The sequence below is a fragment of the Cellulosimicrobium funkei genome, assembly GCF_001019615.1.
GTDB classification, from domain to species: domain Bacteria; phylum Actinomycetota; class Actinomycetes; order Actinomycetales; family Cellulomonadaceae; genus Cellulosimicrobium; species Cellulosimicrobium cellulans_E.
Map to the genome: position 1 here is coordinate 33757 of NZ_JNBQ01000027.1, position 21373 is coordinate 55129.

The 21373-nt window shown below is 74.4% G+C and carries 20 protein-coding genes, 1 tRNA gene and 1 pseudogene; 20 read left to right on the top strand and 2 right to left on the bottom strand.

Annotated features, from left to right (window positions below):
* Positions 1–20: 20 nt before the first annotated feature.
* The 3 genes from FB00_RS15730 (at position 21) to FB00_RS15745 (ending at position 1399) form a co-directional block, all read left to right on the top strand.
* A tRNA-Val gene (locus FB00_RS15730) sits at positions 21–92 on the top strand.
* 690 nt (positions 93–782) lie between these two features.
* Complete coding sequence (locus tag FB00_RS15740) at positions 783–1046, top strand: helix-turn-helix domain-containing protein (RefSeq protein ID WP_197088828.1); 264 nt, start codon at positions 783–785, stop codon at positions 1044–1046.
* Between the two features lie 167 nt (positions 1047–1213).
* Positions 1214–1399 (top strand): hypothetical protein, encoded by a 186-nt coding sequence (locus FB00_RS15745; protein WP_047233854.1) that lies wholly within the window; start codon positions 1214–1216, stop codon positions 1397–1399.
* Between the two features lie 47 nt (positions 1400–1446).
* On the opposite strand, the gene FB00_RS15750 is transcribed toward FB00_RS15745, so the two are convergent.
* Positions 1447–1992 carry a low molecular weight phosphatase family protein gene (locus FB00_RS15750; RefSeq protein ID WP_047233855.1) on the bottom strand — a complete coding sequence of 182 codons (546 nt, stop codon included), beginning with the start codon at positions 1990–1992 and terminating at the stop codon, positions 1447–1449.
* Positions 1993–2236: 244 nt separating this feature from the next.
* Between FB00_RS15750 and FB00_RS15755 the strand changes: the two genes are divergently transcribed.
* The 9 genes and pseudogenes from FB00_RS15755 to FB00_RS15795 all read left to right on the top strand — a co-directional run bounded on the left by FB00_RS15755 (position 2237) and on the right by FB00_RS15795 (position 11821).
* Complete coding sequence (locus tag FB00_RS15755; protein WP_047233856.1) at positions 2237–3997, top strand: DUF4012 domain-containing protein; 1761 nt, start codon at positions 2237–2239, stop codon at positions 3995–3997.
* A 91-nt stretch (positions 3998–4088) separates the two neighbouring features.
* Positions 4089–4655, top strand: a complete 567-nt coding sequence (locus FB00_RS15760) for a hypothetical protein (RefSeq protein ID WP_047233857.1) — start codon at positions 4089–4091, stop codon at positions 4653–4655.
* Positions 4656–4847: 192 nt separating this feature from the next.
* Positions 4848–6371, top strand: a complete 1524-nt coding sequence (locus FB00_RS15765; RefSeq protein ID WP_082141392.1) for a sugar transferase — start codon at positions 4848–4850, stop codon at positions 6369–6371.
* A 12-nt stretch (positions 6372–6383) separates the two neighbouring features.
* A pseudogene (locus tag FB00_RS23260) lies at positions 6384–6914 on the top strand (oligosaccharide flippase family protein); the annotation flags it as partial.
* Between the two features lie 100 nt (positions 6915–7014).
* Positions 7015–7641, top strand: a complete 627-nt coding sequence (locus tag FB00_RS22860; RefSeq protein WP_047233859.1) for a hypothetical protein — start codon at positions 7015–7017, stop codon at positions 7639–7641.
* The gene (locus FB00_RS22865) at positions 7638–8678 is read left to right on the top strand and encodes a polysaccharide pyruvyl transferase family protein (RefSeq protein WP_047233860.1); all 1041 of its coding nucleotides are present in this window, start codon (positions 7638–7640) and stop codon (positions 8676–8678) included. Before FB00_RS22860 ends, FB00_RS22865 begins: the two co-directional genes overlap by 4 nt.
* Before the next feature lie 19 nt (positions 8679–8697).
* Entirely contained in the window at positions 8698–10143 is a 1446-nt protein-coding gene (locus tag FB00_RS15785) for a hypothetical protein (RefSeq protein WP_047233861.1), read from the top strand.
* The gene (locus FB00_RS15790) at positions 10140–11237 is read left to right on the top strand and encodes a glycosyltransferase family 4 protein (RefSeq protein ID WP_052877724.1); all 1098 of its coding nucleotides are present in this window, start codon (positions 10140–10142) and stop codon (positions 11235–11237) included. The genes FB00_RS15785 and FB00_RS15790 overlap by 4 nt, the downstream gene beginning before the upstream one ends.
* On the top strand, positions 11234–11821 hold the full coding sequence (locus FB00_RS15795) for an acyltransferase (protein WP_197088829.1): 588 nt from the start codon (positions 11234–11236) through the stop codon (positions 11819–11821). Before FB00_RS15790 ends, FB00_RS15795 begins: the two co-directional genes overlap by 4 nt.
* 17 nt (positions 11822–11838) lie before the next feature.
* Here the strand turns inward: FB00_RS15795 and FB00_RS15800 are convergent, their stop codons facing one another.
* Positions 11839–12378, bottom strand: coding sequence for an acetyltransferase (locus tag FB00_RS15800; protein ID WP_052877728.1), 540 nt, complete (start codon positions 12376–12378; stop codon positions 11839–11841).
* 84 nt (positions 12379–12462) lie between these two features.
* On the opposite strand from FB00_RS15800, the gene FB00_RS15805 reads away from it, so the two are divergent.
* From FB00_RS15805 to FB00_RS15840, 8 genes are all read left to right on the top strand, one after another.
* Complete coding sequence (locus tag FB00_RS15805) at positions 12463–13788, top strand: glycosyltransferase (protein WP_082141395.1); 1326 nt, start codon at positions 12463–12465, stop codon at positions 13786–13788.
* Positions 13785–14816, top strand: a complete 1032-nt coding sequence (gmd, locus tag FB00_RS15810) for a GDP-mannose 4,6-dehydratase (RefSeq protein WP_047233862.1) — start codon at positions 13785–13787, stop codon at positions 14814–14816. Before FB00_RS15805 ends, gmd begins: the two co-directional genes overlap by 4 nt.
* The gene (locus tag FB00_RS15815) at positions 14813–15802 is read left to right on the top strand and encodes a GDP-L-fucose synthase family protein (protein WP_231581891.1); all 990 of its coding nucleotides are present in this window, start codon (positions 14813–14815) and stop codon (positions 15800–15802) included. Before gmd ends, FB00_RS15815 begins: the two co-directional genes overlap by 4 nt.
* 112 nt (positions 15803–15914) lie before the next feature.
* The gene (locus FB00_RS15820; RefSeq protein ID WP_231581892.1) at positions 15915–17573 is read left to right on the top strand and encodes a polysaccharide biosynthesis tyrosine autokinase; all 1659 of its coding nucleotides are present in this window, start codon (positions 15915–15917) and stop codon (positions 17571–17573) included.
* On the top strand, positions 17570–18886 hold the full coding sequence (locus tag FB00_RS15825) for a UDP-glucose dehydrogenase family protein (RefSeq protein WP_047233864.1): 1317 nt from the start codon (positions 17570–17572) through the stop codon (positions 18884–18886). Before FB00_RS15820 ends, FB00_RS15825 begins: the two co-directional genes overlap by 4 nt.
* Positions 18887–18945: 59 nt before the next feature.
* Positions 18946–19431, top strand: coding sequence for a CAP domain-containing protein (locus FB00_RS21255; RefSeq protein ID WP_197088830.1), 486 nt, complete (start codon positions 18946–18948; stop codon positions 19429–19431).
* 123 nt (positions 19432–19554) lie between these two features.
* On the top strand, positions 19555–20649 hold the full coding sequence (locus tag FB00_RS15835) for an ABC transporter permease (protein ID WP_047233865.1): 1095 nt from the start codon (positions 19555–19557) through the stop codon (positions 20647–20649).
* The coding region (locus FB00_RS15840) for an ABC transporter ATP-binding protein (RefSeq protein WP_052877726.1) at positions 20646–21373 on the top strand (728 nt) is incomplete at its 3' end. The genes FB00_RS15835 and FB00_RS15840, both read left to right, overlap by 4 nt.

Here is a 21373-nt window from a genome sequence, read left to right on the forward strand (position 1 = left end):
CTAGTATCGACCTCGCACTCGGGCGATTGGCGCAGTGGTAGCGCGCTTCGTTCACACCGAAGAGGTCACTGGTTCGAACCCAGTATCGCCCACCGAGATCGAGGCCCGGAACCGTCATGGTTCCGGGCCTTCGTCGTGTGCGGATCGCGTGGGAGCGCGGCATCGAAGCACGCCTGGGACAGGCGGGTGGGTCTCGTCTCCGCAGGCCGGGGTGGTCGTCGCCCGGACGGCCGCGCTAGCCTGACGGCCCGCGCGACGGCGCACCGCCGTCGCCCGCCGATGGCCCGGCGTCGCCGCTGAAAGGCGCCTCACGATGAACCGCACCCGAGAGGCATCCTCAGTGCGCCGATGAGCGGCGCCAAGTCGAGCCGCGCGAGCTGCGTCGCGCCCGTCGCCCGAACCGCCACGGTTGCTGGGGACACCTGACCGTCGCACCGTTGTGGGTCGCGTACGACGCCACCCTCGGCTCGCTCCTGCGCACGTGCGACGCGGTCGGGGCGTGCCTCGCCGTGCCGCCGGGGCTGCTCGGGCGCGAGCGCCACGGTGTGCCGGACGACGTCCTGGTGGTCGTCGACGAGTGCGTCGAGATCCCCCGACGAGTGCGTCGCGATCCCGATGGCGGGCCGGGGCGCGAGCCTCGACGACGCGGTCGCGGGCAGCTTCGTGCTGTACCGCCTGGCGGGCCTGGCGTGAGGTCGACCGGTCCGGCCCCGGCGTGCCTCCTCACGGTCCGCACCCGCCGTCCGATGCGAGCGGTCGGCAACGCTCCTAGGGTTCCGAGCATGTCGAGCAGGGGGTCGTACGTCCTCGCATCCGTGTCACGCACGGTGCGCACCGTCGAGCTGGTCGCCGCGTCGGGAGCGATGCGCCTGGCCGATCTGGCGTCGTGTCTCGGCGTGAGCCGCCCCGGGGCGTTCCGGATCGCGCAGACCCTGGTGGCGCACCGGTGGCTCGTGCAGGGTGCGGACCGCCGCTACCGGATCGGGCCTGCCGCACGAGCGGTCGCCGACGAGTCGCAGCGTCCGGGGGGCACGCCCGGCGGTTGAGCGGGGTGTCGTCTCGCCATGTGAGCGATGCCATCGACGGGACCGGGTGAATGTTCGCGACAAATCTTCCGTGATTTCGGGGCAAAGGGTCGTTAACCTGTGGAAACGGACACATCTGGACAGATGTCCAGTCTGCGAGCGCTCGGAGCGCCGTGCACGCTGCTCGCATGTTCTGGGTGACGGTCGGCTGGGTGCTGGTCGTCCTTGGTGCAGCGACCGCGGTGGTCCCTGCCGATCGTGCGCGTCGGCGTGGTGCGACGGGTGCCGAGGGCCTCGCCATCGGGTGCGGCGGAGGACTCGCGCTCTGGGGAGCGGTCGTGGTGGTCGTCGTCTCGGTGCTCCAGCGACCGTGACGGCAGCCGGTCCTCCTCCTTGTGCAGGGGGCAGGGAGGCGGACCGGTCACCGCCGCAGGGCGGCGACGAGCCGCGCAGCCTCGGCTTCGATGCGGTCGAGCACCCGGCGGTAGACGTCGTCCGTCCGCCCGTAGGGATCCTCGACGTCCGGCGCGTCGCGGTCCAGGTCGAGGCTCGCGCGGGCGCGCGGTGCGGCAGCGACGACCTCGGCGAGCCGCGCGGCGTCCTCGGACCGTGCCGTGCCGGGTCCCAGCCGTTCCGCGATCACCGCGAGCTCGGTGAGGAGGAACGACCGCCGGAGCGCCGCGGGCGCGAGCTCGAGGACCGCGGCACGGTGGCCTCGCGTCATCGCGAGCACGACGTCCGCCGACCTCACCAGGCCCTCGGTGAGCGGGCGGGCGACGAAGCCCGACGGGTCGAGACCGCGGCCCGACAGGAGACCGGCCATCCTGGGCGCGACGGGAGCGCCGACCACGGCGCCCGTCCCGGCGCTCGTCACGGCCACGGAGTCGTCCAGCGCGGAACCGAGCACGAGTTGTGCCGCGGGCGAGCGGCAGATGTTCCCGGTGCAGACGACGAGGACGGAGAGCACGCTTCAGACCTCCTTGCGACCGTGGGTCTGGGTAATGTAGCGCGAGCGGCGGCCCGCACCGGAGCCGTCGCACCGGGGGCGAGTCGCGGGGGGCGGCATGGTGCACGACGGATGGGGTCCACTCTGGTCAGGGGGAGCGACGCTGGTCGCGCCGCCCGAACGAACCGGGCCCGGCCACGAGGGTCCCGCGGCGCGGACGCCGCACCGACGAGCGACGTCGCGACGGCTGCGCAGACGCCTCGCCGTGGCCACCGGCGTCGTTCTCGTCGCGGTGCTGGCGTGGTCCGCCTGGCTGGTCACGGACGTCCTGCGGGCGCGCGCCGCGCTGGAGGACGTGGCCTCGACCCTTCCCGAGCTCCAGCAGCAGGTGCGGGCGGGTCAGGACGCCGGAGCGGCGATCGAGGAGGTCCGTCGCGCCGCGGGGGTCGCGGCGTCCGCGACGCACGGGCCCCAGTGGACGGTGGCCCACGCGCTGCCCTTCGTCGGCGACGACGCACGAGCCCTCGGCGAGGTCACGGGCGCGGTGGAGCGGGTCGCCGAGGACGCGCTGCCGCGCCTCGCCGACGCGGTCGCCGTCGCGTCGCCGTCGGCCCTCGCACCGTCGGGAGGAGCGGTCGACCTGGAGCCGCTCCGTCGGGCGCGCGACGACGTCGTCGCGGCCGACCGGGCCGTGACGGCGTCGTTCGAGACCGTCGCGGCGATCGACACGTCGGCGCTGGTCGGACCCCTGGCCTCCGCGGTGGACGACCTGCGCGAACAGCTCGGCGGGGTCGCGTCCCAGACGGCCACGGCCGCGCGTGCGGTCCAGCTCGTCCCGCCGATGCTCGGTGCCGAGGGGGCGCGCGACTATCTCGTGCTGGTCCAGAACAACGCCGAGCCGCGTGCGACCGGCGGGATCGCCGGGTCGGTGCTCCACCTGCGGGCCGACTCGGGAGCGGTTGAGCTCCTCGACGTCCGCCCGGGCAGCGCGCTCGGTCCGTTCCCCGAGAGCGTGGTCGACCTGAGCGGTCCCGAGGCCGCGCTGTTCGGCGACGACCTCGGCAGGTACATGCTCAACGTCACGTCGACCCCCGACTTCCCACGCGCTGCGCGGGTGGCGCGCGAGGCCTGGCTGCGAGAGACCGGCCAGGAGGTCGACGGGGTCGTCGCGGTCGACCCCGTCGCCCTCGCGAGCGTGCTCGGCGCGACCGGGCCGGTCGAGGTCGCGACCCCGGACGGCGGGACGCTCCGGCTCACGGCGGACGACGCGGCGGGGTACCTGCTCAACGGCGTCTACGTCGACCACGCGGACCCCGCGGAACAGGACGCCGTGCTGGCACTCGTCGCCCGGCAGGTGCTCGACAGTCTGACCGCGGGGTCGGTCGACGCGGCGCCCCTCGTCGCCGCGCTCGCCGGGTCGGCGCAGGACGGTCGTGTGCTCGTGTGGTCCGCGCGGGCCGCGGAGCAGGACCTCCTCGCCGGCACGGTCCTGTCCGGCGAGCTCGTGGGCCGTCGCGCCGGACCGGCGGGCGGACCGTCGTCGCCCGTCGTCGGCGTCTACCTCAACGCGACCACCGCGTCCAAGAGCGGCTACTACCTCGACTCGAGCGTGGCCCTCGGTGACGTGACCTGCCGGCCCGACGGCTCCCAGGCCTTCACCCTGCGGGTCACGCTCGCCTCCACGCTCACGGAGGTCGAGGCGGCACGGCTGCCGGAGTACGTGCTCGGTGCGGGAGGGGACGGCACGATCCGGACCAACCTGCTCGTCTACGCCCCGGAGGGCGGCGGGATCCGTGGCGCGTCCCCGGGGGACGCGGGGCGCGGGCTCTTCGCCCAGGTGCACGACGGGCTCGTCGTCGGAGCGCGGTCGGTGGCGGTCGCGCCGGGGGAGTCGGTGACGTACGAGTACGAGGTCGTGAGCGGCAAGAACCAGCGCGCCAATGTTTCCGTGAGGAAAACTCCTGGTGCCAGGGACGAGACGACCGCCCTCCCGGCTATCGGGTGCGGCGCAGGTGTGTTCTCCTGAGGGAGCACGGCGGGGGCACGTGCGAGGGACGGTGTCGACGACGCCGTCCGCACCGCCCCCGCACGAGTCCACGAACGCAGGGGGCCTTGACATGAAGCTTCGACGCGCAGCGACCACGCTGCTCCTCGCCGCGGCGCTCGCCGCGGCACCGGCCGTCGCGACCGCCTACGAGGCGGACGAGTACGAGGTCGGCGTCTCCACGACCACGCCCGTGATCGGCGAGACGTTCACGGTGACGGTCGGCGGCCCGGCGGGCAACCCGACGATCACGCTGACGATCTCGTCGCCCGACGTCCCCGACGGCGCCATCTCGATCGCCGGGACCAAGGCGCTGACCAAGAACACGACCGACGGCTTCGCGTCGTTCTCGGTGACGCTCTCCGAGCCGGGCACGTACTCGCTCGTCGCGACCGACGCGAACGGCACGGTGCTCTCCAGCCAGCAGATCGTCGCCGTCCCCGCCTCCGACGGGTCCGGCGGCACCGGCTCGGGGGGCGACTCGGCCGACGGCGCCGGTGACGCGACCTCGGGCGGGCTCGCCGAGACCGGGTCCGACGACGTGATGCTGCTCGGCGGTGCGGCGCTGCTCGTCGCGGGCGGCGCGGCGGTCGTCCTGGTCGCGCGCAGCCGGCGCAAGTCCACGAGTACCAAGGGCTGAGGGCTGCCCGCCCTCGGGCGGGACCTCGCTCACCGGTCGTCACGCGACCGACCGTCGCCGCGACGATGACGTCCCGGTCCGCGACGGTGAGACCCGGCAGGCCGTCCGGCGACGGCGACGCGCGCACGCCCCACGGGCGGCCGCGTCGTCGCCCGCGGGCGACCGCCACCACGGACGTCGCAGGGGGCCACCATGACGTTGGAGAAGGATCAGGAGATCGACGCCGTCGACGTCGGCGGCACGGGACGGCGGGTCGACGCACCGTCCTTCGACACCGGACAGCTCGTCCGGATCGCGCTCGGCGCCTACCGGCGCCCGGGCTGGAAGACACGACTCGCGCGGCGCGTCGCCGCCGTCGACGCGCTCGCCGTCGGTGCCGCCGTCGCGACGGCGTACCTCGTCCGGTTCGACGGGATCGACGGGACCGTGCTGGACCTCCAGTACGGCGCCATCTCGGTCGCGCTGCTCATCGTCTGGTGGTGCGCGCTGCGGGCGGCGTTCTCGCGCGACAGCCGCAGCCTGGGATCGGGTGCGCCCGAGTACGCGCGCGTGGTCAACACGACGGTCGCCGTGTTCGGCGTGGTCGCGATCGCCGCCTACCTCGTCAGGTACGACCTGGCCCGGGGGTACGTCGCCATCGCGCTGCCCGTCGGGCTGGTCCTCCTCCTGCTGGGGCGGTGGGCGGTCCGTCGCCAATTGGTCCACCTGCGTCGGCGTGGCCGTTGCCGGTCCCGGACGCTCGTCGTCGGCGGGCGCGACGGCGCCGCCCATCTCGTGGAGAGGCTGCGCGAGGCGGCGGACAGCGGCTACCAGGTCGTGGGTGCGTGCGTCCCGGGGGGTGCCGTCGAGCCGCACGAGACGGTGGCGGGCGTCCCGGTCGTCGGCGAGGTGGGGGACACCGCCCGCCTCGTCGAGCCGCTGCGGGCCGACACCGTGATGGTCACCGGGTCCGACCTCGTGACGCCCCGGACCGTCAAGCGGCTCGCGTGGGACCTCGAGCCCTGGGGGCGGGACCTCGTCCTCGCGCCCGCGCTGACCGACGTCGCGGGTCCGCGCATCCGGACCAGGCCCGTCGCCGGGCTGCCGCTCCTGCACGTCGAGGCGCCCGGGTACTCGGGCCCGCAGCACGTGCTCAAGCGCGCGTTCGACGTGGTCGGCGCCCTCGGGCTGCTCGTGCTCTTCTCCGTCCCGCTGCTCGTGACGGCGCTCGCGGTACGCCTGACGAGCCGTGGTCCGGTCCTGTTCGCGCAGGAGCGGGTGGGGCTGCGTGGCGAGCCGTTCACCGTCCTCAAGTTCCGCTCGATGGTCGTCGACGCGGAGTCACGGCTCGAGGACGTCCTCGGCGCGGGGAACGTGGGCGTGTTCTACAAGCCCCGGCAGGATCCGCGGGTCACCCGCGTGGGTGCGTTCATCCGCCGCTACTCGATCGACGAGCTCCCGCAGCTCCTCAACGTGCTCGGGGGCTCCATGAGCCTCGTCGGGCCACGCCCGCAGGTCGCGCTCGAGGTCGACCAGTACGACGACGAGATCGGTCGGCGCCTGCTCGTCAAGCCCGGTCTGACGGGACTGTGGCAGGTCTCCGGCCGCAACAACCTCACGCTCGAGGAGAGCGTGCGGCTCGACCTCTACTACGTCGAGAACTGGACCATGACCGGGGACCTCCTCATCCTGCTGCGGACGCTGCGAGCGGTGGTGGGGCGTGACGGTGCGTACTGATGGTGGGGAGCCGTGATCGGCGCGTTCGCCTGGCTCACCACCGGCCGGCTCGCGGCCGCGGCGCTGCAGGCGGTGACCTTCGGTGCGCTCGCCGTGCTCGTCGGGCCGAGCGAGCTGGGTGTCGTGGGGTCGGTCGTCGCCACGCTCACGGTCCTGCAGGCGGTCTGGGACCTCGGCCTGTCGACCTACCTCGTGCGGACGCGTGCCGAGGCCCCGGACGACGGGCGCGTGCGGTCGGCGGTGGTGCTCAACCGGTTGACGACGGGGCCGCTGCTCGCCTCGGCCGCGCTCGCGGGCTGGCTCGTCCTCGTCGTCCTCGGTGGTGGCAGCCTGGCCCCGGTCCTCCCGCTCGCCGTGTGGGCCGCCGCCGAGCGCAACGCCGAGACCGTCGCGGGCATCGCGATCGCCGACGGACGGGCGCCCCTCGCGACTGCCAACCTCGTGGTCCGCCGAGCGGTGGCCGCAGCGGGGTTCGCCGCGCTCTGCGCCGGGGGCACCGAGCCCGTCCTCGCGTACGGGACGGCGATGGCGACGGGCTCGCTGCTGTCCGTCGTCTGGCTCAACGCGGCGAACCGCCGCCGGCTCCCGGGGGGGCCGCCGGGCGCCGCTCGCCCAGGTGGTCCGCGAGGCGAGGCCCTTCTGGGTGAACACCGTCGCGGTGCAGGCGCGGAACCTGGACGTCCCGATCGTCGTCCTGACCGGTGGCACGACGGCCGGGGGGCTGTACTCGCTGGCGAGCCGGCTGACCGTCCCGCTGCGGCTCGTCCCCACCTCGCTCGCGGTCGCGCTGCTCCCGCACGCGACGCGTGCTCCCGACACCGCGGCACGTCGGCGCGTGCTGTCGCACCTCGCCTGGCTCGTGTCCGGCGTGGCCGCCGTCTACGTGCTGCTCGCGGCGTGCGTCCCGGCGCTCGTCGAGGCGCTCCCCGTGCTGCACGAGTACCGCCCGGCCGTCGTCCCGGTGCAGATCATGCTCCTCGCGCTGCCGTTCGGCGCGGTCGCCTCGGTCTGCACGTCGCTCCTCCAGGGCTACGGCGACGCGGGGTTCGTCTCGGGTGCGGCGGTGACGATGTCGGCGGTCGCGCTCGTGGGGGCCGGGGTCGGGGCGCTGGTCGCGGGCGCGGCAGGGGCGGCCGCGGCCTACGGCGTGGCGCTCGTCCTCCAGTCGGCGCTGCTGGCGCGGAGGCTGGTGGGGCACCACCGCGCGACACCGAGCGTGCGCGCGACTCCGGTGAGCACCACGCCGCGGGCCGAGGAGGCGCGGCCATGACCGTCGTGGGCTTCTGCTCGATCCTGGCCCAGGAGGACAACCTGGGTGACGTCGTCATCCGGCAGGAGATGCTGCGCGTCCTGCGGGAGTGCTGCGACGAGGTCGTGGTGTTCGCGGGACGGGCCGGCCGGTCCTACCGGGCCTCGTACGACCTGGACGGGACGACCGTGGTCACGCGACCGTGGGGCTTCCAGGCGCGGCTCCTGCGGACCGTCGTGGGCCGCGAGCGCCCGCTCCTCGTCTTCGCGCCCGGACCAGCACGTCTGGACGGGCGCCCCCGTGCGCTGCTCAAGAGCCTCACCAACCTCGCCAACGTCGTGCTCGTACGCCTCGGTGGGGGCGAGTCGCTGACGCTCGGCCGTGCGGTGCGCGGTGACAGCCGGGCGGGTCGGTTCGTCGAGTCGGCCAGCGTCCGCCTGCAGTCCCTGTACGTGGCGCGCGACGAGGTGACCCGAGAGCTCCTGGGGCCGCGCGTCCGGGTCGGGCCGGACCTCGCCCTCGCGAGCGACGACGGCGCGTCGTCGTCGGGAAGGCGGAAGGACGCGATGGTGCTCTCGTTCCGCGGTGACCGGCCGGTCGACGAGGCGCTGGTCCGGGACGCGCTGGAGGCGGCGCGGCGCACCGGGACGCGCCCGGTGCTGGTGACCCAGGTCCGCCGTGACGGCGAGCAGCACGCCCGCCTCGCCCAGGTCCACGGGATCGACCACGTCGCGTGGGTCGGCGACCATCGTGAGCAGCTCGCCCGGGTGACCCGGGCGATGCTCTCTGCCCGGGTGGTGGTGAGCGACCGGCTCCACGCGCTGCTGCTCGGGGCCCGCAACGGGGCCGTCGTCGTGCCCGTGAGCACGCCGGCGAGCGACAAGCTGCCGACGACCCTCGCAGTGCTCCCCACGACGGAGCCGCCCGGCGACGTCGGTGCGCTCCTGGCACCGCTGGGCGACCCGGTCGCGGTCGACCGCCGGGCCGCCCGGGCAGCGGTCGACGAGGTACGGGCGCTCGTCGTCGCGCGCGCCGAGGGACTGAAGGGTGGCTCCTGAGATGTCGCCGACCGTTCCTGTGCTGACCACCGTCCTCGGGGCGGTGCTCCTGCTCGCGCTCGGGGGGACTCGCCGCGGGGTGCTCGTCGGCCCGCTCGGCCTGTCGGTGTTCATGCTCGTCGCGATCTACGGCTTGCGCCCGTTGCTCATGATCGACCGTGCGGCCTACGACTTCTACGGTCTGCGGGTCACCGACGGGTTCCAGCAGGCGACGTGGGTCGGGCTGGTCGCCGTGGTCTCCCTCTTCGTGGGGTACGCGGCGCGCGCCGCGCGGCGCGCGCCGACGCGGGTGGGCGGGGCGGTCCCGCGCGACGGTGGCGACGGACGGACCGGGGCGGCGGACGCCCTCGCGCGCGTGCCGCTCTGGGGTGCTGCGGCGTTCTGCGTGGCGACGGTCCTGCTCTGGTTCGCGGCCGTCGCCGCCTACGGTGGCGGCGCGGGCTTCCTGTCGCTCATGTTCTCGGGGCGGTCGGCCGCGGTCGACGCGCGGCTCGAGGGCATGCCGGCGATCGTCATGGCGCTGCCGGTCGTGGGCGCGCTGGCGCTCGCGGCGGTCCGCGTCGTGCGCGACCGCCGCACGCGACCCACGCCCGGCGAGCGCCTGCTCTACTGGGCGGCGGTGGCGTTCGCCGTCGTGCCGACCACCGCGCTCGGCACCCGGCGCTTCCTGCTCCCGGTGGTCCTCCTGGCCGTCGTCGCGGCGTCCGCGAGGGCGTGGGACCGCCGGGTCCGGCCGAGCCACGTCGCGCTGGCGGTCGTCGGTCTCCTCGCGCTCGCGATCGTCCCGTTCGTGCGCAGCGCCGGTTCGCGCTCGGAGGGGGCGTCGTTGGGGACGGCGATGCAGGAGTTCTACGAGGTCGAGGGCACCCGGGGGGTCGCGGAGAGCTTCCTGTTGTCCTACGACACGGAGATGTTCTCCTACGTCGCGTACGCGGCGCCGCGACTGGGCGCAGACCTGCCGGTCGGGTGGGGACGCGGGACCGTGCTGGAGCTGGTGCTCGCACCGCTGCCGGCGGGCGTCCTCAGCACGGAGACCTGGAGCAACGTGCGGCTGCGCGCCATGTTCGGCGGCTCGTGCGCCGAGTACCTGTGCCCCGTGCCGAGCCTGCCGGGCGCCCTCTACCTCGACTTCGCCCTCGCGGGGGTCGTGCTGGGCATGCTCGTCTTCGGGTGGTTCGTGCACGCGAGCCAGGCGGCCCTGCCCTCGGCGCGGGGCGCGAGGCTCGTCCTGACCCTCGGCTTCATCTCCTTCGTCCCGAACGTCGTCCGCGGCAACCCGGCCGCGCAGCTCGCCATCCTCGCGCAGGTCGTGGTCGTCACGATCGTCGGCCTCTGGCTGCTGCGGCTCCTCCTGGGCCCGGGACCGCCCCGGTCCCGCCACGCAGACCCGCCCGGCGCGGGTGAGGCGGCCCCGCCGCCCTCGCCGTCCCAAGTACCCGACCACCTGACGAAGGGTGTGCCATGAGAGAGAGCGCAGGCTTCTACCTCGCCGTGATGCCGCGCTACCGGCGCGCGTGCACGGAGATCGTCCGGGAGCGGTATCCCGGCGACCTCTCCGTGTGGGTGAGCGAGGCGCACCAGGACCCGAGCGTGCGGACCGACACGGGCGTCGGGTGGTACGAGCGGGTGCGCATGGTCCGGGTGCGCCGCCCCGCCGTCTTCCTCCAGGTGGGGCACTGGCGCGACGCGTGGCGCCAGGGCACGACCGTCGTCGACCTGAACCCGCGCAGCGTGACCGCGTGGCTGCTGCTCGGTCTGCGGCGGGCGACGGGGCGACGGGTGCTGGTGTGGGGCCACGTCCATCCCCGGGCGGGGCAGGACGCGCGGACCGCACCGGTGCGCCGCCTCATGCGCCGCCTCGCGCACGGCACGATCTCCTACACGGTCGCCGACGCCGCCGACGCGCGGGCCGAGCTGCCCGGCTCGCCGGTCTGGGTCGCGACGAACGCGCTCTACCCTCGCGACGCGATCCGGGTGTCCGCGGACACGGGCGGTGTCCGGGACGAGCTCGTGTACGTCGGCCGGTTCGTCCGGGCCAAGAAGGTCGACCTGCTCGTGCGAGCGTTCGCCGCCGCGCACCGTCGGCGCGCCGGGATGCGACTCACCCTCGTCGGCGACGGCGAGCAGAAGCCCGAGCTGGAACGGCTCGTCCGCGCCGAGGGGCTTCAGGACGTGGTGACGTTCGCGGGATGGGTCGACGAGGTCGAGGAGCTCCGGGCGGTGTACGCGCGCGCCTTCGCGGCCGTCTCCCCGGGCTTCGCCGGGCTGTCCCTCACGCAGGCCGCGGGCTTCGGCGTGCCGACCCTCGTGTCGCGCGACGAGCCGCACTCGCCGGAGATCGAGCTGGCCGACCACGGTGCGGTCCGGTGGTTCCCGACCGACTCCGTGGAGGGTCTCGCGCACGCCGTGCTCGCCGCGTGGGACGAGCGGGAGCAGGTCCCCGACCGCGAGCTGTCCGCGTGGGTCCGCGAGGCCTACTCCGCGGAGTCGATGGCCCACGGCCTGGTCGACGCGCTCGGTGCGGGCGTCGCGCGGACGCAGGAGGTGGGGGTCGCATGACGAGCGGCACGACGCCGGTGTACGGCACCCGCACCCAGCTGTCCCCGCTCCTCGTGCGGCCGGTCCGCGCCGTCATGCGCCGCCTCGCGGTGCGGCAGCACGTGACTCACGGCCGGGGCCTGAGGCTCGGCCGGTTCGCCGTGGTCAGCGCGCCCCACCGGCTCGTCATCGGGGACGACGTGTCCATCGGCCCGTGGTCGATCGTCGAGGTCGACGGCGAGATCGGCGACTTCACGCTCATCGGCCAGGCGGTCCAGGTCGTCGGTCGCGACGATCACGCGTTCGACGAGGTGGGGACCCCGGTCTCCGAGTCGACGTGGTCCGGGGACCGGCCTGCGACGCCGCGTGACGCGGTGCGCATCGGGCGCGACGTGTGGGTCGGAGGGGGGTCGGTCGTGCTCAGTGGCGTCTCGATCGGGGAGGGCAGCATCGTGGGCGCGGGCTCGGTCGTCACCGAGGACGTCCCGCCGTACTCGATCGCCGTGGGCTCGCCCGCGCGGGTCGTGCGTCGACGCTTCGACGCCGCGGACGCGGCCCGGCACAGCAGGGCGCTCGACGAGCGAGCCCGGAGGAGGCAGCGATGACCCCGTGGGTCGACCGGTCAGAACCTGCGGCGCTCGGTGAGCGCCCGGCCCTCCCAGACGCGGCCGTCCGGCACCTGGCCGCGCACGACGGAGGCCGGGGCGACGAGCGCGGAGCGGCCGATGTCCGTGCCGCCGAGCACGACGCAGCGCGCCGTCACCCAGGAGCCGTCACGGATCCGCACGGGGGCGGTGACGAGCCCCATGTCCGTGCGGTGCCGGTGGCTGCCCGTGGTGACGAAGGTGTCCTGGGAGACGACCACGTCGTGGCCGACGTCCACGAGGTCCTGGTTGTGGAACCAGACGCCCTCGCCGATCCACGAGCCGTCGCCGACGCGCAGCTTCCACGGGAAGCGGACGCGGGTGCGGGGTCGGATGATCACCCCTTCCCCGATGCGGGCGCCGAAGGCCCGCAGCGCCGCGACGCGCAGGCGCGAGCTGACCTGCCAGGGGTTCGTCACGAGCAGCAGCTCGACGACGCCCCACAGGTACACGACGGCGGCGGGCCGGTCCCACGCCTGCCTCTCGCCGGGCGCCCGCCGCAGCGGGACGACGGGCACGTCCTGGTCGTTCCGTTCGGTCGTCAACACAGCCCCCGGGGTCGAGACGATCGGTCTGCCGCTGCCGACCCTACGGCGTCGAGGATGCGCGTGCTCGTGATCGGCGCGAACTACGCGCCCGAGCCGTCGGGCAACGCCCCGTACACGTCCGCCCTCGCGCGGCGGCTCGCGGAGCGCGGGCACGACGTCCGGGTCATCACCACCCACCCGCACTATCCGGAGTGGCGCGTGCGCGCCGGTTACGGCGCCTGGTCCTCGCGCGAGGTCGTCGACGGGGTACCGGTCCGGCGCCTGCGCCACTACGTGCCGCGCGTGCCGACACCCGGTCGCCGGCTGGCTGCCGAGACGTCGTTCGGTGTCCGCTCGGCCGCGGTGCGCTGGCCGGCGAGCGACGTCGTCCTGCTCGTCTCGCCGTCGCTCTTCGCGGCGGCCGCGGCCCTGGCCCGCGCACGGCTCTCGCGCGTCGTGGGACGCGAGCGCCGGGTCGTGCTCTGGACGCAGGACCTGTACTCCCTCGGGGTCGAGGAGACCGGGACCGCGACCGGTGCCGTCGCGCGGGTCGTCCAGGCCGTGGAGCGCGCGGTGACGCGCGGGTCCGACGCGGTCGTCGCGATCCACGACCGGTTCGCCGCGCACCTCGTGCGCGTCCTGGGCGTGCCGCCGGAGCGCGTCACGACCGTCCGCAACTGGACCCACCTGCCGGAGCGCGCGCCCGTCGACCGCGCTGCGGCACGGCGCGCGCTGGGCTGGCGCGACGACGAGGTCGTCGTGCTCCACGCGGGCAACCAGGGCGCGAAGCAGGGGCTCGAGAACGTCGTCGAGGCCGGGCGGCTGGTCGACCGGCGCGGGCTGCGGGTCCGGTTCGTGCTGCTGGGCGACGGCAGCCGGCGCCGCGAGCTCGAGGCGGCGGCGGGCGGGATCAGGTCGGTCCAGTTCGTCGACCCGCTGCCCGACGAGGGCTTCGTCGCGGCGATGGCGGCGGCCGACGTCCTCCTGGTCAACGAGCTGGCCGGGCTGTCGCAGATGTCCGTGCCGAGCAAGCTGACGTCGTACTTCGACGCCGGCCGGCCGGTGCTCGCCGCGACCGCAGCCGGGTCGACGACGGCCGAGGAGCTCGCGGCCGCCGGTGCGGGGCTGCGCGTCGAGCCGGAGGACCCGGGCGCGCTCGTCGACGCGGTCGTGCGGCTCGCCGACGACCCGGCCGGCGCGGACCGGCTCGGGGCCGCCGGGCGGCAGTACCGCCGCTCCGTCCTCTCCGAGGACGCGGCGGTGACGCGCTTCGAGCGATGGCTGTCGCGCTGGCGTGCGGGAGGGCCGGGGGACGAACCGCCCCGGCCCGTGCGGGACGACGAGGAGAGGGTGCTCACCGGTCCGGGTGGGCTCCGGGAGAGCAAGGGGGAGACGGTATGACGAAGAAGGCACTGATCTCGGGGATCACGGGGCAGGACGGCTCGTACCTCGCGGAGCTCCTGCTCCGCAAGGGCTACGAGGTGCACGGGCTGATCCGCCGCGCCTCGACGTTCAACACGGCGCGGATCGACCACCTCTACCAGGACCCGCACGAGGAGGACGCGCGGCTGTTCCTGCACTACGCCGACCTCTCCGACGGTGCGCGCCTCGTGTCGCTCATCGCGCAGATCTGCCCGGACGAGGTGTACAACCTCGCGGCGCAGTCGCACGTCCGGGTCTCGTTCGACGAGCCCGAGCACACGGCGGACACCACCGGGACGGGGGCGATCCGCCTGCTCGAGGCGGTGCGTCTGGCGGGTGTGGAGACGCGGTACTACCAGGCGTCGTCGTCCGAGCTCTACGGCGCGACGCCGCCGCCGCAGAACGAGACGACGCCGTTCTACCCGCGGTCGCCCTACGCGGCCGCCAAGCTCTACGCGTACTGGATCACGAAGAACTATCGCGAGGCCTACGACATGTTCGCGGTCAACGGGATCCTCTTCAACCACGAGAGCCCGCGCCGCGGCGAGACGTTCGTGACCCGCAAGATCACGCGCGCCGTGGCGGCCATCCAGGCCGGTCGTCAGGAGCACCTGTACCTGGGCAACCTCGACGCGGTCCGCGACTGGGGGTACGCGGCCGAGTACGTCGAGGGCATGTGGCGCATGCTGCAGGCCGAGGAGCCGGACGACTACGTCCTCGCCACGGGGATAGGGCTGTCGGTGCGCGACTTCCTCCAGGAGGCGTTCGCCCACGCGGGTCTCGACTGGGAGCGCCACGTGCGGTTCGACGAGCGCTACCTGCGTCCGACGGAGGTCGACGCCCTCATCGGCGACCCCAGCAGGGCGCACGCCGACCTCGGGTGGAAGCCGACCGTCGACGGGCGCGAGCTCGCGCGCATCATGGTCGACGCGGACGTCGAGGCCCTGGGCCACGCCGGGTCGCCGTGGATCGACAGGGTCGCGCTCGCGACGTGGGACGCGGCGTGACGTCGCCCGACGAGCGCGACCTCGTCCGCCACGAACCGGCACCGCTCGACCGGGACGCCGTCTTCTACGTCGCCGGCCACCGCGGCCTGGTCGGCTCGGCGATCTGGCGCCGGCTGGAACGTGCCGGGTTCTCCCGGCTCGTGGGACGGACCTCCGCGGAGCTCGACCTCACCGACCGCGACGCGGTGCACGACTTCTTCCGTGCGCACCGCCCGCGCTACGTCGTCCTCGCGGCGGCGAAGGTCGGCGGGATCATGGCGAACGCGGCGTACCCCGTCGACTTCCTCAGCGAGAACGTGCGCATCCAGGTGAACGTCCTCGACGCGGCGCGGGCGTCCGAGGTCGAGCGGCTGCTGTTCCTGGGCTCGTCGTGCATCTACCCGCGGCTCGCGCCGCAGCCCATCGTCGAGGACGCGCTGCTGACGGGACCCCTCGAGCCGACCAACGACGCCTACGCCATCGCGAAGATCACCGGCATCCTGCACGTCCAGGCGGTCCGCCGCCAGGACGGGCTGCCGTGGATCTCGGCCATGCCGACGAACCTCTACGGCCCCGGTGACAACTTCTCGCCGACCGGGTCGCACGTGCTGCCCGCGCTGATCCGGCGCTACGACGAGGCCGTGCGGACCGGTGCCCGGGAGGTGACGAACTGGGGGACGGGGTCGCCACGGCGAGAGTTCCTGCACAGCGACGACATGGCGGACGCGTGCCTGCATCTCCTGGAGCACTACGACGGCCCCGTCCAGGTCAACGTCGGTACCGGGCAGGACGTCACCGTCCGCGAGCTCGCCGAGACGGTCGCCGACGTCGTCGGGTACGACGGCGCGACGCACTGGGACACGTCGAGGCCGGACGGCACGCCGCAGAAGCTGCTCGACGTGTCCCGTCTGCGCGCGAGCGGCTGGGAGGCGAGCACCGGCCTGCGCGAGGGGATCGAGCGCACCGTGGCGTGGTACCGCGAGCAGGCCGGGAGGGTCCGCGCGTGACCCCGGTGCGGGCGGAGACGCCGCCCAGGCTCGCGACGTGCGGTGCCCTGTGCGAGATTGAGGCGGTCGTGGGTGGACGCTCAGGGGGAGCGGCCCGGTGAGGGGGACGACGATGGAGCTCAGGGACTACCTCGTCCTGCTGCGCAAGAGGTGGGTCACGATCGTGGTCGCCGGTGCGCTCGGGCTGGCGATCGCGGGTGCGTACTCGCTCCTGACCACGCCGACGTACTCCGCGCGGTCCCAGGTGTACGTGTCGGTGCAGGGCTCCGACTCCACCACGGACCTGCTGCAGGGTTCGAACTTCACCGTGCGCCAGGTCAAGTCGTACATCGAGCTCGTGACGAGCCCGCGGGTCCTGGACCCGGTGGTCGAGGAGCTGGGCCTCGCGGACGACGCCGGCTCGCTCGCGCAGCGCGTCCGCGCCGACTCCCCGCTCGACACGGCGCTCATCAACGTCACCGCGACGGACGAGTCCCCGCAGCTCGCGGCCGAGATCGCGAACGCGACGGCCCGGTCGCTCGCGTCGGTCGTGGGGGAGCTCGAGACCCCGACCGGGGGCGGGGACTCGCCGGTGCAGATCAGCACCGTCCGCGCGGCGACCGTGCCGACCGCCGCCGCGTCGCCGAACGTCCGGCTCAACCTGGCGCTGGGGCTGGTCGTCGGCCTCGTGCTCGGCGTCGCGGTGGCGGTCGTGCGCGAGCTCCTGGACACGCGCGTCCGGTCGACGGCCGACGTCGAGGACGTGACGGACGCGCCCGTGCTCGGGGTCATCGGGTACGAGGAGGACGCCCCGCAGCACCCGCTCATCGTGCAGGAGTCGCCGAAGGCGATCCGGGCCGAGTCGTTCCGCCGGCTGCGCACCAACCTGCAGTTCCTCGAGCTCGGACCTGCCGCCCGCACGTACGTCATGACGTCGGCCCTGCCGGGCGAGGGCAAGACGACGACGAGCATCAACCTGGCGATCACCCTCGCGGACGCGGGCCAGCGCGTGGTCCTCGTCGACGCGGACCTCCGCCGACCCTCCGTCGCGCGGTACATGGGGATCGAGGGCTCGGTCGGGCTCACCACGGTCCTCATCGGCAAGGTCGGGCTCGAGGACGCCGTGCAGCCTTGGGGCAACGGCAACCTCGACGTGATCGCCGCGGGGCAGGTGCCGCCGAACCCGAGCGAGCTGCTGGGTGCCGCCCCGATGGCCGACCTGCTCGACCGGCTCCGCGCGGAGTACGACGCGATCGTGATCGACACCCCTCCGCTGCTCCCGGTCACCGATGCGGCGGTCCTCGCGAGGGCCGTGGGGGGGCGCCATCCTCGTCGTCGGGGCGGGGACCGTGCACCGCAACCAGCTCGAGACCGCCCTCTCGGCGCTCGGCACGGTCGGCGTGCGGATGCTCGGGGTGGTCGTGAACCGGGTACCCGTGAAGGGTCCGGGCGCGCACGAGTACGGGTACTACGAGTACGTGGCGGAGACCGGCCCGCCCACCCGGTCGGGACGTCCCGCCGACCGCAGGGGGCGGGCGCACCAGCACGCGCGTCGGCCCGCGCCCGCGCCGGGAGGGGCCGGGACGCCGGGGAGCGAGGGCGCCCCGCCCCCGCCGCCTCCGGTCGCGGACCGGGGGTTCCCGGCCGCGGTGCCGTCCGGGCCCGTCCGGTCGTTCGACGACGTCGTGGTACCGCGCAAGAAATAGGGCAGCGGTCGGTCCGTGCCCGCAGCTGTCGGCCACGACCGCGCCGACAGGGTGACGGCCGACGTTCGAGCAAGGGGAGCACATGAGGATCTCGGTGATCGGTTGCGGCTACCTGGGGGCGGTGCACGCGGCGTGCATGGCGACGCTGGGCCACGACGTGGTCGGGGTGGACGTCGACGCACGGAAGGTCGGCGCGCTGCGCGACGGGCGGGCACCGTTCTACGAGCCGGGGCTCGACGGGCTGCTCGCGGAGGCGAGCGCCTCCGGACGGCTCACCTTCACGACCGACCCCGCCGCGGCGGCCGACGCAGAGGTCCACTTCGTGTGCGTGGGGACGCCCCAGCGCGCCGACTCGTACGCCGCCGACCTGTCGTCCGTGGACGCCGCCTTCCAGGCCCTCGTGCCGCACCTCGCGGCCGACGCGGTCGTGGTGGGCAAGTCGACCGTCCCCGTGGGCACGGCCGCGCGGCTCGCGGACGAGCTCGCCGCCGTCCGCCCCACCGCGGCGCTCGTCTGGAACCCCGAGTTCCTGCGCGAGGGGTTCGCCGTCCAGGACACGTTGCGGCCGGACCGGCTCGTCTACGGCGTGCCCGACGACGCGGCCGGCGCTCGTGCCGTCGACATGCTCGACGCGGTCTACGCCGCAGCCCTCGGCGACGGCACGCCGCGGCTCGTGGTCGACCGTGCGACGGCCGAGCTCGTCAAGGTCGCGGCGAACTCCTTCCTCGCGACGAAGATCTCGTTCATCAACGCGATGGCAGAGCTGTGCGAGGTCGCCGGGGGAGACGTGACGCTCCTCGCCGACGCGATCGGCCTCGACGAGCGGATCGGTCGGCGATTCCTCAACGCCGGGCTCGGGTTCGGCGGCGGGTGCCTGCCGAAGGACATCCGCGCGTTCATGGCACGGGCCGAGGAGCTGCACGCGGACCCCGCCGTGAGCTTCCTGCGGGAGGTGGACTCGATCAACCTGCGCCGGCGCGAGCGCATGGTCGACCTCACGGTCGGCGTCCTCGACGGCCGCCCGCTGGCGGGGGCGCGGATCGCGGTGCTGGGCGCGGCCTTCAAGCCGGACAGCGACGACGTCCGCGACTCGCCGGCGCTCGACGTCGCGGAGCGGCTGCACCACCGGAGCGCGCGCGTCGTCGTCACCGACCCGCGTGCGCTGGCGAACGCGCGCGCCAAGGCCCCCTTGCTGGGCTTCGCCGAGACCGTCGAGGAGGCGGTGGACGGTGTGGACGCCGTGCTGGTCCTCACGGAGTGGCGGGAGTACCGGGACTTGGACCCGGGCAAGCTGTACGGCCTCGTGGCGGCCCCCCGCGTCGTCGACGGCCGGAACGCGCTCGACGCGGCCGCGTGGCGCGACGCGGGGTGGACGTATCGCGCGCTCGGTCGGCGGTGAACGGCGTCCCGGCGGCGCGTGTCGGTTCCGGGCCCCGCGCCGGAGCACGCGGGCTCGCGGTGCTGGTGACCACGCTCGCGAGCCTGTCCGTCGCGGCGTGCGCGCCGAGCCACGACGGTGAGCAGGGGGATCCGAGCGCCGCCGACCCCCCGGCGACGCAGCAGTGGGAGCCGACGGAGTACGCCGCCCGGCTGCTGGCGGCGACGCAGGAGGAACGCGACGAGGCAGGGGTGCCCCGGTTGGAGGAGAGCGGCTGCGCGACCGAGGAGGCGCTGTCCCGTGCCAGAGCGCTCGTCGGCGCCCCGCTCGAGCACGCACCCCTCGACGAGGTCGTGGCCGCCTGCGCTCCTGCGCGCGGCACCGCGGCGGAGAACCTCAGCCGCGCCGCCGCCGAGCCGGAGGCCGTCGTCGACGCGTGGATGGCGTCCCACGGGCACCGGGCGAACCTCCTCGACCAGGCGCTGACGTCCGTGGGGGTCGCATGCGTGGCAGACGCGACCGAGGACGTCGGCGGCCTCGTCTGCGCGCAGGTCTTCCTCGGCTGACCACCGTCTCCGCCCCGGCACCCTTGACCCGTCGCGACGGTCGACCTAGCGTCTCTTTCAACGGGTGTTGAATTCGTCCTGCGCGACGACGCGCGGGGAGTCGGGGAGGTCGCCGTGCGTGCGATGGTCGTCAAGGAGTTCCGCGAGCTGCGCCGGGACCGGCGCACCGTCGCGATGCTCGTCGGGATGCCGCTGCTGCTGCTCGTCGTGTTCGGGTTCGCGGCAAACTTCACGGTCGAGACGCTGACCGTCACGGCCGTCGGGCCGGGCGCCGAGCAGGCGGTGGACGCGATCGAGGCGAACCCTTCCGCCGCGGACACGCTCGACGTCGTGAGCGTGGACCCCGCGGGCACGGACGCCGACGCCCGCGCGGCGCTGCGCGACGACCGCAGCGACGTCGCGGTCGTCGCGCCCACGCCGGGGCAGGACAAGCCGACGGTCTACATCGACGGGTCCAACCTCTTCGCCGCGCAGTCGGCGAAGGTGCTCGTCGCCTCCCTCGGGGACGCGGTGGACTCGGAGATCCTCTTCAACCCGGACCTCGACACCTCGTGGGTGATGGTGCCGGCGCTGATCGGCCTCATCCTCACGTTCATCGGGACGATCATCACGTCGATCGGGCTCGTCAAGGAGCGCGAGGCGGGGACGTTCGAGCAGCTCGCGGTGATGCCGCTGGGCCCCGCCGCGGTGATCCTGGGGAAGATCACGCCCTACTTCCTGCTGGCGTGCCTCGACATGGTCGCCGTGACGCTGCTCGGCATGTGGATCTTCGACGTGCCGTTCGCCGGCCCCGTCGGACCGTTCGTCGTGGGCGCGGCCCTGTTCCTCTTCGTCGTCCTCGGCATCGGCGCGCTCATCTCGACCGTGTCGCAGACCACCGGGCAGGCGGTGCAGGTCGCGCTCATGACGATGCTCCCGCAGGTCCTGCTCTCGGGCATGATCTTCCCGCTCGACGCCATGGCGGCCGGGGTGCGCTGGATCGGGTACCTCCTGCCCCTGACGTGGTTCACCGAGGTCTCGCAGGGCGTCATGGTCCGCGGTGCGTCGTGGTCCGCGCTCTGGCTGCCGCTCCTGGTGCTCGCCGTGATGGCCGTGGCCGTGTTCGGGCTGGCCGTCCTGCGGCTCTCGCGCGAGCTCTCGCCCGCGAGAGATCCCCGCCGGCACCGACCCGCCGCGCCTGAGGCCGCGACGTCCGCGGCGAGCGGAGCGGTCCGGTGACCTGGGGAGCGCGCGGTCTCGACGTCACCTTCCGCGCCGCGCCCGGGCACGTGGTCCGCGCGCTCGCCGGCGTGGACCTCGACCTCCCGCGGGGGCAGGTCACCTCGGTGGTGGGCGGCGACGGAGCGGGCAAGACGACGCTCGTGCGCGCGCTGCTCGGGCAGGTGCCGGTCGCGGGCGGCACCGTGGACGTCCCGACGCGCGACCGCGTCGGCTACCAGCCGTCCTCCAGCGGCGTCTGGCCGGCGCTGAGCGTCGCGGAGAACGTCGAGCTCGTCGGCGACGCGTACCGCATGCCGGCCGCCCGCAGGGAACGGCGCGCGGACGAGCTGCTCGAGCGGGCGGGCCTCGCCGAGGCGCGCGGCCGGCTCGGGTCGCAGCTGTCCGGGGGGATGCGGCAGAAGCTCGGGGTGTGCCTCGCGATGCTGCACGAGCCGGACGTCCTGCTCCTCGACGAGCCGAGCACCGGGGTGGACCCCGTGAGCCGCGTCGAGCTGTGGCGGCTCGTCGCGGAGTCGGCGGCGTCCGGTGCGGCGGTCCTCGTCACGACGACGTACCTCGACGAGGCCGAGCGGGCCGCCGACGTCGTCGTGCTCGACGCCGGCACGGTGCTCGCCGCGGGGACGCCCGACGACGTGCGCGCCGCCGCGCCCGGGCGGCTCACGGTCGCGACCCGCCCGCCGGCAGGCGGGCTCGGGCGGACGTGGCGCCGCGGCCCGACGTT